Origin of the sequence: Methanococcoides seepicolus (assembly GCF_023684405.1) — an archaeon.
Classification (GTDB): Archaea; Halobacteriota; Methanosarcinia; order Methanosarcinales; family Methanosarcinaceae; genus Methanococcoides; species Methanococcoides seepicolus.
In genome coordinates this window covers 76068-91615 of sequence record NZ_JAGSOI010000003.1, presented here as the reverse complement: position 1 = coordinate 91615, position 15548 = coordinate 76068, and the positions used below count along the sequence as shown (strand labels likewise).

Genomic DNA, 15548 nt, shown 5'->3' with positions numbered 1-15548 from the left:
ATATCAATTGCTGGTGCTTACTGAGTTACAAAATAAGGTTGAAGGTAGTAATTTGTTTGGTAGTTTTTTTTAAGGAAGGTGTTATCAAACTAGAATGGGGGGAATTATGAGCTAATTTGAAATTCTCATATTAGGCTTTTAAGGACCAAGGTCCAAGATTGTCTTGAACATATTTTCATAAATATATTGAGCTCGTAGTCGATTTATATAAATACATCGGCTTACATAGAGGATTCTGACGATAAATCGATAAGAGTGGGATAATCGAGTGGAAAATATGAAAAATGAGGACTTTTCGTGGGAAAATCACGAGTTAAAGGAATCTGATAGCGTCGGGAATATAGTAACAATTCCTGCGTTCGAGGGCACAGAAATACCTGAGAAGGGTCCACCCATACATAAGGAACAGCCGATAGAAGATACGATGAGAAATGATTTCAAAGAGCGTATTAGCATGATGCCATCCGATCATCGCTGTAAAAAAGAGTGACGAACATCAATCGCCACACTTTTTGTGGTCATATATCCCATATGCCATCAACGGAAGTAACAACAGTGCAAACCCGGTCTTCACTTCTTCGGGCATGACATCGCTCGCGCTTCCGACTATGGACAAAGCATCAATGTCCAGATATGAATAGACCATATCAAGAAGCAGACCACCCACAACTGCACAAACTGCAATTGAAGCCAGATAAACACCTGTCAATCTCCTGCCCAGATACTTCAGGACCATTGTAATAGTAGCTGCATTCGTTGCAGGCCCTGCAAGCAGGAAAACGAACGCTGCTCCGGGACTCATGCCCTTTGCAATAAGAACCGCTGCAAGAGGGGTCGAAGCGGTCGCACAGATGTAAAGGGGAATACCTACAACAATTGCAAGGAGCATCGAGACCATACCACCCCCAAGATGGGAACCAACGAGCTCCTCAGGTACCAGATATGTGATGATACCTGCAAGAACAATACCAATGATAAGCCAGTAGCTTATATCACCAAGCAGTTCCACGTATGCATACCTGATACCGGAGATGACCCTTCCGGAAAAGGTATCAGTATTTTCAGTTCCCGTAGACCCACATGAGTTACAACCACAGGAGGAGGAAAGAGCGGAGGAAGGTGTCGGTAATGAAGCCATTTCCAATATGTTCGTTGTCGGTCTTTTTTCAACATCTTTGCCTGAAACATGCTTAGGGGAGCGTAGAAGGTCTTCGGCGATCCCTGCCACCAATGCAGTAATGAAAGTCGCGATCGGCCGGAATATTGTCATTATGGGGTCGAGAAGGGCGTATGTGATGGCTATGGAATCCACACCTGTCTGGGGAGTGGATATCAAAAAAGACAAGGTTGCCCCATTTGTTGCACCTCTTTTTTTCAAGGACAGTGCTGCAGGGACCACCCCACAGGAACATAACGGCAGAGGCACACCGATCAGTGAAGCATTCAGTACTGAACGGAACTTCCCGGCGGAATGGCCCAGATATTGCATTATCTTTTCATCCGGTACAAAGACATGCAATATCCCTGCAACTCCAAATCCCAGTAAAAGATAAGGTGCTGCTTCTGCAAGGACGTTCCAGGAACTTAAGCCGATACCAATGAGAATCTCCAGAATGGTTTCCAGGTAGGTCATTGAACACACCCCACAGCGTGACTGCGGGATAGTTCGAGCAGTGCTCTTACGTGCTCATCAGCAACTGAATAAACTGCAAAACGCCCGTCTTTCCTGACCCTGACAAGGTCAAGCTGGCGAAGGGTGCGAAGATTGTGAGAGATGGCAGATTGAGTCATCCCCAGGGCATGCTCCAGTTCACATACACACATGTCCTTCTCAAGGAGAAGGTACATTGTTGTTAATCGGGGTTCCGATTGTAAAGCATGGAATATATTGGATATCCTCAGTATCGCATCCTCATCTGGAAGATGAGAGACTATCGCATCAATGGCATCTTTATCAACACGCTCACAGGAAGCATCGCTTTGCATGAACGTATGAACATATGCTCATGCATATAATACTAATGCCGTCACACCCAGAACGACCGAACAGACCAAAACATCACGTGCGGTCATTTTCAGCTCGAACAAAGAGGTGCGAAAATTTCCCTGATAGCACCTGCTTTCCATTGCCATCGCCACATCATCGGCCATTCTCATGGAACCTTTCAATACCGGTATTGCAAGCGAAAGGGTCCCAGAGATGGGATTACGCCTGTACTTTGAACCACGCGACAGCTGGGAATCCTTTATCTGCCCCGCATACCACAGCAGATGAGGCACAAAATAAAGGGCTAGAGACATCATAGTCGCTATCTCGAAAGAGGTCACACCCACCCGCCTCAAAGGAAGCGGACGAAGTATTCTTTCAATCCCGGCAGTTATCACCGCCGGTCTTGTGGTCGAGGTCAACAAAGAGCCATAGAGAATTAAGAGGACGAACCTTACGGTGACCAACGAACCTTTCAAGAGCCCCTCATAGGTTGGTGAGAATTGAGAATTGAACAAAGCCGCACCTTCGGTGAAGAAGGAATGGATCAGGAAAATAAAGACAAAGATAGGTAACAACGGCCGAACTGACATTATACCCGATAAGCCGGAACCTGCGAGGATCGTAAGCCCTACAAAAAGCAATGCAAATACGAGGAGATCAACAAGGGCAGATGATTTGAATATGAGAATACTTAGACACATTACCGAAAATATCTTGACACGCGGATCAAGTCCGTGAAGGATCGACTTGCCTGCAACATAGGAGAATAAGAAACCTTCCACCTGATCAGCCCCTTTTTTCCGACAATGCTCCAACGATCTCATTGAAAGCATCTTCCACGGAAAAGACCGTTTTCTTTACAGCCAGGCCGGAAGAGCTCAATTCCCTCATGAGTACGGTAATCTCCGGAGCCGGGAGGGACAGTGAGCTTAGATATTCTTCAGGAGTACCCTCAAAGACCATCTTACCTTCAGTCAGATATACGATCTTATCAGCCACACCGAGAACATCTTCAAGATGATGGGAGACCAGCACAATACCCACACCATTTTGTCTGAGCAGCTCAAGTGTTTTGAACAGGCGTTCCTTGTAGAATGTGCTCAGCCCTGATGTAGGTTCATCAAGGACCAGATAGTCAGGTGATGATGAAAGAACACCGGCAAGAGCCACAAGTCTCATTTCTCCCCCGCTCAGACTAAAAGGGGAACTTCCAAGAATATCGGAACTAAGACCTACTTTTTCAATTGCGTCATGTACACAATGTTCCAATTCATCCCCTTTCATACCAAAATTCGAGGGACCGTAAGCAATATCCTCAAAAACTGTCTTGCAGAACAATTGTTTTGAAGGCTGTTGGAACAGGACACCGACCTTTCTGCATACCTCTTTTTTTGAAGATGCAAACCCGTCCACGGTCACATTTCCAGATAGTGGGACCAACAGCCCATTGAGATGCTTGATGAGAGTTGTCTTGCCACAACCAACGTTACCAATGATACCGACAAACTCACCTTTACCCACTGAAAAGGTCACATCCTTCAATATCGTGAGCCTTTTTTTTCCATTCCCATATGAGAAATGCAGCCCATTCACCTCGATGGACATATTTCCTCCTTCAAGGATAAAGCATCCATAGGGAACACGTCAGGGGAGATCATACCTGCGTCCTGTAATCTGAAGGCAAGTTCCAGATGTGGAGGAACTTTTCTACCTGATGCATATATCTCACGAAATACATCCCAAGGTGTGCCGTCACTTGCAATATAACCATTTTCAAGTACGATGACCCTATCAGCAAACAAAGCTTCTTCCATATGATGCGTTACATAGACCACGGTCTTTCCCCTTTTGTTGAGCTGCCGTACAATGTCAATGATCTGAGAACGTGAATCCGAATCCAGCATGGAAGTCACTTCATCGAATATCAGTATCTCAGGGACCATCGCCAGAACCCCGGCAATCGCTGTTTTCTGTAATTGTCCCCCACTTAAGGACATGAGAAGAGAGTCTTCAAGACATTCCAACCCTACATTTGCAATGGCATTTGTAACACGCAGTCTTATCTCATCGCTCTCCAGTGCAAGGTTCTCAGGGCCGAATGCAACATCCTCTTCAACTGTTGCACCCACTGCCTGAGAGTGAGGGTCCTGAAAGACCATCCCGACCGTTTGTCGTATCTTCCAGATATCTGCAGGAGATGCAGTATCCATCCCACATACAGATACGACTCCCTGAGAAGGCTTCAAAAGCCCGTTCATGTGACGTATGAGAGTGGATTTACCACTACCATTATCGCCAAGAATGGTTGTGAATGACCCATTTTCTATCCGAATATAGATGTCATCAAGCACTTTATTACCATTCGGATAGATGTAACTTACACCCTTTAGCTCTATCATTAGAGTACCTTTTCAGATCATATTTTGTATTTTGTCGCAATGCCCGTTGCAACTGCGATCTTTACAATGCCGGGCAGAATGAATGGGAGGAAACCCACAGTTACCGCCTGCATGAATGACATATCTGCAACTATCATCAGATGAGCCAGGCCGAAACAGAAGATGACAACGGAACCGATAGTTACAAAGATACCGTTCTTCAATAAATTATTGCAGCCGTTCATCTCAAAGAGATAACCAATGATGAATGCCGCTGCGATGAAACCTATGAGGTATCCCCCAGTAGGACCAAGGATGACACCGAGACCGGAACCGCCGTTGGAGAATACGGGCAAGCCGGCAATACCGAGAAGAACATAAACTACCATACTTAGCCCACCCCATTTACTGCCAAGCATTGCGCCTGCCATCAGAACGAATACCATCTGAAGAGTGAACGGGATAGGACCAAGAGGGACAGTGATGTAGGCACCGATAGAGGTCAGTGCTGCAAATAACGAGGCATATACCATTTTTCTGATATCCGTATTTGAACTTACCATATCAGGTCCTGGATGTTTATTGCTGTTAACCATGGTTCGTTGAGTGGTTAACATTTGATAAATAGCTTACGATTATCCCAAACTTTCAGTAAAACAGATATTTAGTAAAAAGCAGTGAAAAAAGATAGAATGTGCCGGCAAGACCGGCACGTAGTAAGGTTTTGAAATGGACTCAGTATGCAGCGTCCATATCAAGGTCAGGCATGTCAGGCAGACCGCCAGGACCCATACCCTGGTTCGCGCTGCCAGTTGAAGCTACGACATCATCGATCCTGAGGATCATGACAGTTGCTTCCATTGCAGCGTTTATAGCCTGGGTCTTTATTCGGAGTGGCTCGATCACATCGTTTTCCCACATGTCGACTACCTCGCCAGTGTAAACATTAAGACCTGCGTTCTTGTTACCCTTCTCATGCTGGGAACGTAGTTCCACCATCATGTCAATTGGGTCAAGACCTGCATTCTCTGCGAGTGCCTCAGGGATCACTTCAAGAGCTTCTGCAAACTTGCTGACAGCAAGCTGCTCCCTTCCCTTGAGAGTGGATGCATACTCACTGAGTCTGAGTGAAAGTTCGATCTCAGATGAACCGCCACCGACCACGATCTTGCCATCTTCGATGACAACACCGACAACATGCAAAGCATCGTTCAATGCACGATCAAGTGAATCGACAACGTGTTCGGTACCGCCGTGGAGAAGTACTGTAACAGCCTTGGAGTTCTGGCAACCTGTAACATAGGTCATCTTGCCGCCCTTTACTTCTTTCTCCTCCACCAGACCTGCTGTGCCTACATCTGCAGTAGTGATCTGATCAAGGTCCTGGATAATTGTTCCACCGGTTACCTTGTTGAGTCTCTTAAGATCGCTCTTCTTTACCCTTCTGACAGCATAGATACCTGCTTTCTCGATGTAGTACTGTGCCATATCATCGATACCTTTCTGGCAGAATACCACATTTGCGCCGCTTGCGATGACCTTCTCAGCCATCTCCTTCATCATTTTCTCTTCCTGGTCCAGGAACAACTGCATCTGGCCCGGGGATGTGATCTTGATCTCAGAGTCCATCTCGGTCTTTCTGAACTCGACAGGGCAGCTTAACAGAAGGATCTTTGCGTTCTCTACCTTCTCAGGCATATTTGGGTGTGAGCGTTCCTTGTCAATTACAAGACCATCTACAAGCTCGGAATCATCAATGCTTCCGCCTGCGCGCTTCTCGATCTTGATGTTCTCAAGGACATTGACCTTAAAGCCACCCTCTTCCTCTTCGACTATTGAACGAACTGCTTTGACCGTAAGAGCTGAGAGCGTCTCTTTGTATGACTCAGCGCCCTTTCCGGTGATAGCTGTTCCAGCGATCTTTATCAGAGCCGCTTCATCGTCTGGAGAAATAGCAATAGTGATAGTTTCCAGGATCTCACGGCATTTCTCTGCAGCATGTCTGTAACCTTCGGATATGATGGTTGGGTGGACTCCCTTCATGATAAGTTCTTCTGCCTTTGAAAGCAATTCTCCAGAAAGAACTGCAACAGTAGTTGTTCCGTCCCCGACCTCAGCATCCTGTGTCTTGGATACTTCCACGATCATCTTAGCTGCAGGGTGCTGGATATCCATTTCCTTCAAGATGGTAGCACCATCGTTTGTGATAACAATGTCACCCATGGAGTCCACAAGCATCTTGTCCATTCCCTTAGGACCAAGTGTTGTGCGGACTGCACTTGCAACTGCCTTTCCTGCAAGGATATTGTTACTTTGTGCATCCCTGCCCTGAATTCTCAGATTTGGTGTGATATTTAGACCTCCTTAATAGCATTGATAAAGAAAATCAATTATTTGAATATTTGAGATATTACACATTATGTGCTCAATCTGTTCGTTCTAAATGAATGAACTTCTATATAAGTATAACCAGTATTAGAATGTAGAAAAGTATGTGATAAACTGAAAAATAAGTGAAGCGACCCAAAACCACATTACACTGTGATGGCGATGATCGCAAACCACCATTACATGTGCTTTACCGGACAGGCAATAATAACAATGACAAAAAACGGATCCTGCGTAAACAAACTGGCAGTTATGAAGATCAGCACGTTTATGAACTTGTAACTTACAAGCTTCATGATTAAATTGATATAAAACAAGACCCCGCTTGAAGTTAATTAAAATACTCCAAGCAGAGTAAAAGTCTTTGACTTCCAAATAGATCTGGTACGTCCCGACCGAGAATCGAACTCGGGTCTAAGGCTCCGCAAGCCCCAAGGATATCCTCTACCCTACCGAGACAAGTTAGACAGACTTCCTAATAACTTCCTGCAATATAAACATTACTCATAGAAGCAACTTCATAGAAGCAACTTCATAGAAGCAACTTCATAAAGCATTTCCATTGCCTGGCTCCCATTAACAAAAGTTAAATGCTTCAAGGATGATTGGTAAAGCATGTCAATGACCATAGGCCTTGCAGGAAAACCAAATGCAGGTAAATCAACTTTTTTCAAAGCTGCTACCCTTGCAGATGTCGAGATAGCGAATTATCCGTTCACCACAATCAATGCGAACAAAGGAGTAACTTATGTAAGGGCAGTCTGCCCATGCACAGAACGGGACAAACGCTGTGGCAACTGTCAGGACGGTATAAGGTACGTACCTATTGAGATCATAGACGTCGCAGGACTTGTACCCGATGCACACATGGGACGCGGCCTTGGTAATACGTTCCTTGACGAGCTTAGACAGGCACAGGCCATAATACACGTAATAGACGCATCCGGAGGCACAGATATCGAAGGAAACCCTGTGGACATAGGAGAGCACGATCCACTGGAGGATGTTAACTTCCTGAACCGCGAGATAGCAATGTGGATGACAGGTATCCTGAAAAAGAACTGGGACAAGCTTTCACGAAAGATAAGGGCCGAAGGCATGAAGATGGAACAGGCCGTTTCAGACCAGCTCCTGGGTGCAGGTGTCAATGAATCCCAAGCACGCCAGGCCCTGCTTGCTTGCAAAATGCCTGAAGAATGCACCCAGTGGACAGATGAAGATATGGCAAAGCTTTGTGAGACCATACGTGCCATCACCAAACCTACGATGATAGCAGCCAACAAGATAGATGTCGCGCCTGAGGAGAACATAAAAGCTCTCGAAGAACTTGACATCATGGTAGTACCCACAAGTGCTGCAGCAGAACTTGCATTGAGATCAGCTGCAAAGAACGGCATAATAAGTTATAACCCAGGAGACATGGATTTCGAGATAATCTCCGACAAGGTCAACGAAGCACAGAAAAAAGGACTTCAAAGCCTGAAAGAGATGATCACCACCCTAGGAACCGGTGGAGCCGGCATACAGGAGTGCATCAACAGAGCCGTTTTTGACCTTCTTGAACTGATAGTGGTATATCCGGTGGAAGATGAAGGAAAATGGGCAGACAAGAACGACAGAATGCTCCCTGACGCTTTCCTCATGAAGAAAGGTTCTACCCCACACGACCTGGCATACCGTGTCCACACTGATATCGGAGACCGGTTCCTCTATGCTGTTGACGGAAAAACAAAGATGAGACTCGGAGAAAAGCATGAGCTGAAAAACGGCGATGTTGTAAAGATAGTCTCAACTGCAAAATAAGTACAAGTTCCATTCAATAATAAGGATAAAGCTGGCGTTACATGATAAGGGCACTCTACGAACGATACTTGTTGAACCAGATCAACGGGATGCAAGGGCAAATACCAGAACATATCACAATGATACTTTCAGAATCCGATCTGCTTGATGATAGCGGAAAAGAGAAACTGGGTGCATTCCTGAAATGGTGTTTTGCCCTTGAGATCAAAATAATAAGTATTTACGTGGATGTCCTTGATGTTAAAGAAGAAGCAAAAACAAAGATAGTATCGCTGCTTTTGGATGAATTGAAAGAGATAATGGCCCCTTTGCCTGAAAATGTTGGATTCGACATATACAATGAAAAAGGAGAGCTTATCGAAAAGAAAGTAGGTGACACCCACCGGGTACATTTCTCTGTCGGATTTGGCGGAAAGAACGAGATAACAAAGGCGATCACTTCCATCCTTCATGATGTGAAAGATGAGAGATTGAGACCTGCGGACATCGATGAAAATACCATCGAATCCCATTTGACAGTACGCGAAGAGCCCGACATTATAATTCGTGCAGGCGGAAAGCACCTTTCGAATTTTCTTCTATGGCAATCCGCTTATTCTGAACTCTATTTTACCGATGTGAACTGGCACGGCCTCAGAAGAATGGACATACTTAGGATCATAAGGGATTACCAAAAAAGACAGCGCCGCTTTGGCAAATGATCAAGTTCTCCTTTCCATAACAATCGCATTATCGTCAGGATAATAGTCAGGAATGGTCGCTACCGCCTCGAACCCATTGGCAAGATAGAAATCCTGTGCAGTTTTGTTCTTCTCCCTCACTTCCAGCCGTACAAGAGGAAAAGAGTTCACCTTTGCAAGCAGCATGCAGCTATCTAAAAGACAAGAACCGATATTTATCCGCCTGTACTCCGTATGTATCGCAATACTTGCCAGATGAGCATCATCCGCTATTACGACAAGGATCGCATACCCGCAGATCGAACCATCTTCCTCGAACACAATAAAACCGGGATGATGAACATAAGACCTGAATGTACGCATGTCCCAGGGCTCAGCAAAGGACAGGTTCTCTATATCTACGACTGCCGGCAGATCCGACCTTGTGGCGGTTCTTATCATATAATGCCAGTATGGGCGTCATGGATTATAAATATCTGGAAATATCCTAAAGGGTTCTATACTTATAGAAGACAGGACAACCAGTCAGTGATGCCAGTTTATTCTGTGATAGCCTGCCCTAAATGTCGCAGGTCTGCACAGCTCATAGAAGATAAAAGTGCAAAGACCACAAAATGTCAACTTTGCGGAACTACCCTACAGATAAGGAAACTACGGGTGTTCCATACGGGTGAAGACATTGAAGAAGCAAGAGCTGTGCGCACAAAGATACAGGCACAGCTTATCGGGGAAAAGCAAAGCACAACGATGAACGACCTCAAATGTCCCACATTTGGAAAGGAACTTAGTTCATTATCGCCACCCAGAGATGATGAATCAAGATCCAAAAATATGGATAAAACATTCAAACCGAACACATTATCCAAGATCAAGACTCCAATCGATAATGTTCGCAGAAAAAAGAATAATGCGGAAAAGGACATGATGTCCATCCTTGAAAGCAGACCAGAAGGAATGAAAGTGTCCGAGTTTTCCTCCATTGCTTTAGAAATGGACGTTGATGAAGCAAAATTCAAGGATACCCTTGAAAAGATGAGAAGTTCAGCACAGATATACTTCCCAAAAAAAGGGCATGTTAAAATTGTCCAATGAATTGAATTTTATACATCTTTTTCATTCAGAACACATAAGATATATCTAAAATAACCACATAATAGTATAGTTCAATGGACTGCCCACAGGGCGAATGCAAAAGTCCTTTCACAATTACAAGGTTAGAATATGTCCGATACGACCACACTTGACATTATAGAACTGCTACTTACAGCAGAGATCTACAACAAATATCCGGAAATGGATGTGAATGATCTTCCGAAGAGCATAAGGAAGAACTACTGGAGCCGCACGCACAAAGGAGTGCCAAAGCCTATCACTGTAACCCGCAAGGACATTGAGGGGCTTTTTGCCATCAAAGAGCTTAAAGGACAGGTTCTGTCATTGCCTTTTATCGACATCGATGAGCTCACATCAAAAATGAAGTTCACTTCCTTTGATGTGGGAGCAGACTGGTTCCATAAACAGGAGTCAGCAGGCGAAAGAATAGATGCGAACCCGGCCCTGGCATATTACTACGAAGAGAAAAAGAGTTCCGAGATTGCCAATTATAAAAAGGCACGGGCTGCAACAAAACCAAAAGAAGTTGACAGGGAATGGATAGAATCCCTCAAAAGCGAGATATCTGAAGAAGAAGGCGGGGAAGATATGCTTAAGCTGGTGCAAATAATCGCCCCGGAGGATATTGCCCAGCCGATGAGATATATGGTCCTTACAGAAGATCAGAAGGAAGAGATCGAAAAGATAGTCAAGGCCATACAATACCGCGAGCATCTTAAAAAGATAGGATTGTATGACATCGGAAAGATCCTGATGGTAGGTCCACCAGGCACTGGAAAGACATCCGTGGCAAAAGCAATGTCCGAACGCCTTTCAATACCTTTTGTCGAGGTGAGGCTGTCCATGATAACCGATCAATACCTTGGCGAGACCGCAAAGAACATCGATAGAGTGTTTGCACTTGCAAAGCGATTGAGCCCATGCATACTTTTCATCGACGAGTTCGATTTCGTTGCAAAGACAAGGGCATCCGATGAACATGCGGCATTGAAGAGAGCTGTCAACACCCTTCTTAAGGCCATAGATAGCATCAGTCTGACCAATGACGGAGTCCTCCTGATGGCAGCGACCAACCACCCCAGAATGCTGGATTCTGCGGCATGGAGAAGATTCGATGAGATAATGAACTTCCCATTACCAAACGAAAATATGAGAAAAGCTATCCTGGATATCGTGACCAAGGACATAGAAGGGGACTTCGACAATGCTGAGATAGCACCACTCACAGAAGGGTACTCCGGTTCTGACCTGAGAATGGTCATTAGGGAAAGTGTACTCAATGCTCTTGTGGGAGAGAGAACGGTCATCTCACAGGATGATCTGTTCAATGCTGTCCTCAAGTTCAACAAACGTGCCAACATCAAGTCCGATGAATACGTGGTAAATGAGGGAGGCGTCTGATATTTCATGAAGATAACACTTCTGGGCACAGGAGATGCTCCCGGAACACCGGTCATCGGTTGTGATTGTCCCGCATGTATCGATGCAATAAAGGGAACCAAGAGCAACCGTCTGCGGTTTTCCATACTCGTGGAATCAGATGAAGGTAAAGTCCTGATCGACACCAGTCCGGACATGCGGGAGCAGATGTTGCGAAAAGGGCTCAAGCATGTCGATGGCGTCATATGGACACATGGCCACTATGACCATTATACCGGATTCGGAGAATTCCATCGTGTCCAGTACAATGTGGATGTATATGGAGTAACAGAAACGCTGGACTATATTCTTGATTATGTCTCATTCCTCAGACCAAAACGGCATGACATACCGCTGAATACGTCCTTTGAACTGATAGGAATGGAGTTCACACTTTTCGAGGTGAACCACCCCCCTGCAAAGAAAGCGGTGGGCGTGATGATATGTGAAGGTGACAAAAAAGTGGTCATCAGCGGGGATACTGATGAGAACATCCCTGAAAAAAGCATTGAGATTATACAGAACCCTGATATTTTCATAGTGGATGCCATTATACCCCATGATGTAGGATTCCATGTAAAGAAACACATGGATGCAAAGGAAGCCATGGGAATGGCTGAAAGGATCAACGCAAAAAAGGTTGTAATGACCCATTTAAGCCATTACTTCAAACCTCACGATGAAGCCGTTAAAACATATCCACTGGGATATGACGGAATGGAACTTATCCTTTGATCATTACTTTTTATTTCCGCCCTTCCCATCCCCTGCATTCTTCTCAATGAAAGCATCTTCAATGGATTTCCTTTCTTTACGGAGTTTCCTTCTTGCGGAGAGGTAATTTCCAAGTACCAGCAACACCCCACCGAATAGGATGCTCGTACCTATCAAAAGCAACCTTGGCGCAGATTCCGAATAGAACTTTATCATCACGGTCCTGTAGGGAAGGTCTTCTTCAGAGATCTCGACCTTAAGATATTCCCTTGCCATATTTGTAAAAGTACCGGACTTTGCATGAAGGTCATACCAGACCAGAACTTCACGACCTTGTTCATCGATGTATCGATCATCTGTGCCGGGAATTACCTTTCCAACGAAGGGATTGCCGGTAGTGTAACCTTCGGGTAGCACAAATCTTACCGTTGAATCATGAGTGGGAACATACATGAAATCCTGCCCTTTTGGATTATTGAGAGCAAAAGCAACGATCCCGGTAATGTTCTCATCGAATTCCATGACAAAGTGTTTCTGTCCCCGAATTACCTCATCCTCAAGAGTATAGTTGAAAACAGGAAGGTCCTTCGGAGAAGATGATGCAAACATCTCAAAGGTCTCGGCTGAAGCAGAAACATTTTCGAACCTGTCCGCAAGGATCACAACGTTGGAAAGAATATCGCCTCCAGTATTGAAAACATCCTCCATTGGAACGATTTCTATCACCGAGGTTTCTGCCACCATATAAACAACGTTCGTACTTCCATTCCTTGAAAGGTAAAAAGTGGTCGTATTCAGATCTTCACTTTTATCGGAAGGACTATGAAAGACCTCCAGTTCATAATCAGAAGCTTCTACCGTTGCATTACTATTATCAGTCACAGGAGCAAGCTCATTGATGCAACCTGATGACATTATTGCAAGAATAAAGACCAATACCAATGTTATTGCTAATCTTTTCATGATACACATCGCAAAAGTTGTTCAAAAAATAATGGACACCATTACTAAAAAAGGTTGTTGAAAAAAAGAGGCACTCCCAGAAAGGGAGTGTGACCTAAATATGCTTAGTCTTCGTTCGGTATGCTCAGGAGAATACCAACATCTTCGAGAGCTTTTGATACTTCTTTGAATGCAATAAAGACCTCTATCTTCTGCATTTCAACAGAATCGACTGGTGGTTCTGATGCGAACCAGATCTCCTTTTCATTCTCACCACGTGTGATAGAAACACAGGCAAGCATGTCAGCTTGGATGAGCCTGTAGACAGAATCAAGTCCGGTAGGAGTTACCCATACAGGATAAGCCTGTTTTAGCTGTCCTACGAACTTGCTCCAGTTCACTGTGGCTGAAGCTTCAAGCCTCAAATGCAGGTGTGCACGTTCCCCGGTGATCTGTTCATCGAGGGTCTTGAGGAAATTCTTATATTCCGAGGATTGATCATCGACCTTCTGTGCATCGTGGCTTGCCAATTCTTCTGCTGCATCCTTAAAGAACGGAGCAAGATTGATGACATTCGATGGCTTTGTCAGAAGGGATACGCCGAAGAAAGCAATTCCACTCAATCCCATTCCTACGATCACACCATGACTCATGAGAATTGGATGTACTGTCTCAAGATATGAGGGTGCCATAGGTGCGGTCATTAAAAGGTCATACACAGTAAATGATATCTGTGCCACAGCACCGATAACAAGCCCTGCTAATGCACCTTCTTTTGTCGCACGCTTCCAGTAAAGTCCACCCATGAGAGGGAAGAAGTAGGATGCACTTGCGATGAAAGTTGCAATGTGAATTGCATCGATGATACTGTTTATGAAGAACGAGGAAACTGTTGCTGCTGCAACGATGAAAAGAACGCTCAGTCTGTTAATAGTGAGCATCTGCTTCATTGTAGCATCCGGTTTGATAAATCTCTGGTAGATATCACGTGAAACACATGATGCACCTGAAGTTGCAAAAGTATCCGCACAGGACATTGATGCTGCTGCAAGACCAATTGCACTAAGCCCGATCACAGCAGGTGAGAATGTTTCGACAATGAATGTCAGAAGTGCAGGTTCGGCCTGTGCCATCCCCATAGGGAAACCCATCGCAGATATCTCAGGATACAGTGAGTTCAGTCCAATAGCAATGAACGCACATGCGGTGAATACTACTGTTACAAGGAAAGAACCAAGTACAAGACCATTCCTTGCAGAGGTCGAGTCTTTAGCTGCCCATACTTTCTGCCATGGGTCCTGTTCTGTTATCCATCCAGGGATGATAGCGAAAACGAAGATCAGCACCATCGGAATGCCTATGATGAACGGATTCCACCAGTCTGTGGGCACAGTTGAGATCAGGTCTGATGCGGAAGAGATATCCGCTGAACCGGAAGTTGCTGTCCCGATCGCCAGGAACGCCATTGCAAGAGCGAAGATGGAAAGGAAAACGAACTGCACAACATCGGTCCATACTACCGCACTGAGACCACCGAGGGTCACATAAGCTGAAACGGCAAGAGCAACGATGAGTGCCGCATATATCGGGTCCAGACCATAGAATATCTGCAACACAAGAGCGAATCCTTTGATATCGGCAACTGCGAAAAGGATCATTACGATAGTGATAATAATACCCACAGGAGCACGTATTGCAGAACTGTACCTCTGTTCAAGAAGTTCTGCCTGTGTGATAGCAGGTAGATTCTTGAACTTCTTGACAAAAATGGCGATTATAAGCAATGCCAGAATGTTAGGAGCTACAAAACCCCAAATGGAGCCCATTCCAAGTAGCATGAAGAAACCAATAACTGCTAATATTCCACCAGCGGTCAGCCATGATGCGGCAGAGGAAAATCCTATTCCTATTGTGCCGATCTTACGTCCTGCCAGCCAGAAATCAGTTACTGTTTTCTGCCTTTTTGTAAAGTACCAACCAATGCCTATGAGTCCACATATGTAAACTGCAAGCATTGCCATAAACAATTGATATCCATCCATAATTGAAACCTCTGATAATTAAATTTAAGCCCGCATGAATGCAGTACCTTGAACCATTAATATATATTTAATACCCCAT

Annotated in this window: 17 protein-coding genes and 1 tRNA gene; 7 read left to right on the top strand and 11 right to left on the bottom strand. The window is 44.9% G+C overall.

The window, feature by feature from the left end; translation table 11 throughout:
• Positions 1–268 precede the first annotated feature (268 nt).
• Positions 269–490, top strand: coding sequence for a hypothetical protein (locus tag KDK67_RS01575; protein ID WP_250867089.1), 222 nt, complete (start codon positions 269–271; stop codon positions 488–490).
• 6 nt (positions 491–496) lie between these two features.
• Here KDK67_RS01575 and KDK67_RS01570 read toward each other — a convergent pair whose 3' ends face one another.
• The 7 genes from KDK67_RS01570 to thsA all read right to left on the bottom strand — a co-directional run bounded on the left by KDK67_RS01570 (position 497) and on the right by thsA (position 6720).
• Positions 497–1633, bottom strand: a complete 1137-nt coding sequence (locus KDK67_RS01570) for an SO_0444 family Cu/Zn efflux transporter (RefSeq protein ID WP_250867088.1) — start codon at positions 1631–1633, stop codon at positions 497–499.
• On the bottom strand, positions 1630–1986 hold the full coding sequence (locus KDK67_RS01565) for an ArsR/SmtB family transcription factor (protein WP_250867087.1): 357 nt from the start codon (positions 1984–1986) through the stop codon (positions 1630–1632). The genes KDK67_RS01570 and KDK67_RS01565 overlap by 4 nt, the downstream gene beginning before the upstream one ends.
• 18 nt (positions 1987–2004) lie before the next feature.
• A complete protein-coding gene (locus tag KDK67_RS01560; protein ID WP_250867086.1) occupies positions 2005–2772 on the bottom strand; it encodes an energy-coupling factor transporter transmembrane component T family protein in 768 nt (255 codons plus the stop codon).
• A gap of 4 nt (positions 2773–2776) precedes the next feature.
• On the bottom strand, positions 2777–3595 hold the full coding sequence (locus tag KDK67_RS01555) for an ATP-binding cassette domain-containing protein (protein WP_250867085.1): 819 nt from the start codon (positions 3593–3595) through the stop codon (positions 2777–2779).
• The gene (locus KDK67_RS01550; protein WP_250867084.1) at positions 3580–4389 is read right to left on the bottom strand and encodes an ATP-binding cassette domain-containing protein; all 810 of its coding nucleotides are present in this window, start codon (positions 4387–4389) and stop codon (positions 3580–3582) included. Before KDK67_RS01550 ends, KDK67_RS01555 begins: the two co-directional genes overlap by 16 nt.
• A 17-nt stretch (positions 4390–4406) precedes the next feature.
• Positions 4407–4964 (bottom strand): biotin transporter BioY, encoded by a 558-nt coding sequence (locus KDK67_RS01545; protein WP_250867083.1) that lies wholly within the window; start codon positions 4962–4964, stop codon positions 4407–4409.
• Positions 4965–5103: 139 nt separating this feature from the next.
• The gene (gene thsA, locus KDK67_RS01540; protein WP_250867094.1) at positions 5104–6720 is read right to left on the bottom strand and encodes a thermosome subunit alpha; all 1617 of its coding nucleotides are present in this window, start codon (positions 6718–6720) and stop codon (positions 5104–5106) included.
• A 161-nt stretch (positions 6721–6881) separates the two neighbouring features.
• On the opposite strand from thsA, the gene KDK67_RS01535 reads away from it, so the two are divergent.
• Complete coding sequence (locus KDK67_RS01535; protein WP_250867082.1) at positions 6882–7058, top strand: hypothetical protein; 177 nt, start codon at positions 6882–6884, stop codon at positions 7056–7058.
• Positions 7059–7143: 85 nt separating this feature from the next.
• On the opposite strand, the gene KDK67_RS01530 is transcribed toward KDK67_RS01535, so the two are convergent.
• A tRNA-Arg gene (locus KDK67_RS01530) sits at positions 7144–7215 on the bottom strand.
• A 156-nt stretch (positions 7216–7371) separates the two neighbouring features.
• On the opposite strand from KDK67_RS01530, the gene KDK67_RS01525 reads away from it, so the two are divergent.
• Together KDK67_RS01525 and KDK67_RS01520 are read left to right on the top strand one after the other, a co-directional pair.
• Positions 7372–8559, top strand: coding sequence for a redox-regulated ATPase YchF (locus KDK67_RS01525; protein ID WP_250867081.1), 1188 nt, complete (start codon positions 7372–7374; stop codon positions 8557–8559).
• Positions 8560–8600: 41 nt separating this feature from the next.
• Positions 8601–9260, top strand: coding sequence for an undecaprenyl diphosphate synthase family protein (locus KDK67_RS01520; protein WP_250867080.1), 660 nt, complete (start codon positions 8601–8603; stop codon positions 9258–9260).
• Here KDK67_RS01520 and rimI read toward each other — a convergent pair whose 3' ends face one another.
• Entirely contained in the window at positions 9261–9680 is a 420-nt protein-coding gene (gene rimI / locus KDK67_RS01515; protein WP_250867079.1) for a ribosomal protein S18-alanine N-acetyltransferase, read from the bottom strand.
• Between the two features lie 90 nt (positions 9681–9770).
• Here rimI and KDK67_RS01510 point away from each other — a divergent pair, with 90 nt between their 5' ends.
• The 3 genes from KDK67_RS01510 to KDK67_RS01500 all read left to right on the top strand — a co-directional run bounded on the left by KDK67_RS01510 (position 9771) and on the right by KDK67_RS01500 (position 12506).
• Positions 9771–10331 carry a DUF5817 domain-containing protein gene (locus KDK67_RS01510; protein WP_250867078.1) on the top strand — a complete coding sequence of 187 codons (561 nt, stop codon included), beginning with the start codon at positions 9771–9773 and terminating at the stop codon, positions 10329–10331.
• A 129-nt stretch (positions 10332–10460) separates the two neighbouring features.
• On the top strand, positions 10461–11753 hold the full coding sequence (locus KDK67_RS01505; protein WP_250867077.1) for an ATP-binding protein: 1293 nt from the start codon (positions 10461–10463) through the stop codon (positions 11751–11753).
• Between the two features lie 6 nt (positions 11754–11759).
• Positions 11760–12506: an MBL fold metallo-hydrolase gene (locus KDK67_RS01500; RefSeq protein WP_250867076.1), complete on the top strand. Its 747-nt coding sequence runs from the start codon at positions 11760–11762 to the stop codon at positions 12504–12506.
• A gap of 3 nt (positions 12507–12509) precedes the next feature.
• Here KDK67_RS01500 and KDK67_RS01495 read toward each other — a convergent pair whose 3' ends face one another.
• Together KDK67_RS01495 and KDK67_RS01490 are read right to left on the bottom strand one after the other, a co-directional pair.
• Positions 12510–13448, bottom strand: coding sequence for a DUF5803 family protein (locus KDK67_RS01495; protein WP_250867075.1), 939 nt, complete (start codon positions 13446–13448; stop codon positions 12510–12512).
• Positions 13449–13552: 104 nt separating this feature from the next.
• On the bottom strand, positions 13553–15469 hold the full coding sequence (locus tag KDK67_RS01490) for a sodium:solute symporter family protein (protein ID WP_250867074.1): 1917 nt from the start codon (positions 15467–15469) through the stop codon (positions 13553–13555).
• Positions 15470–15548 lie beyond the last annotated feature (79 nt).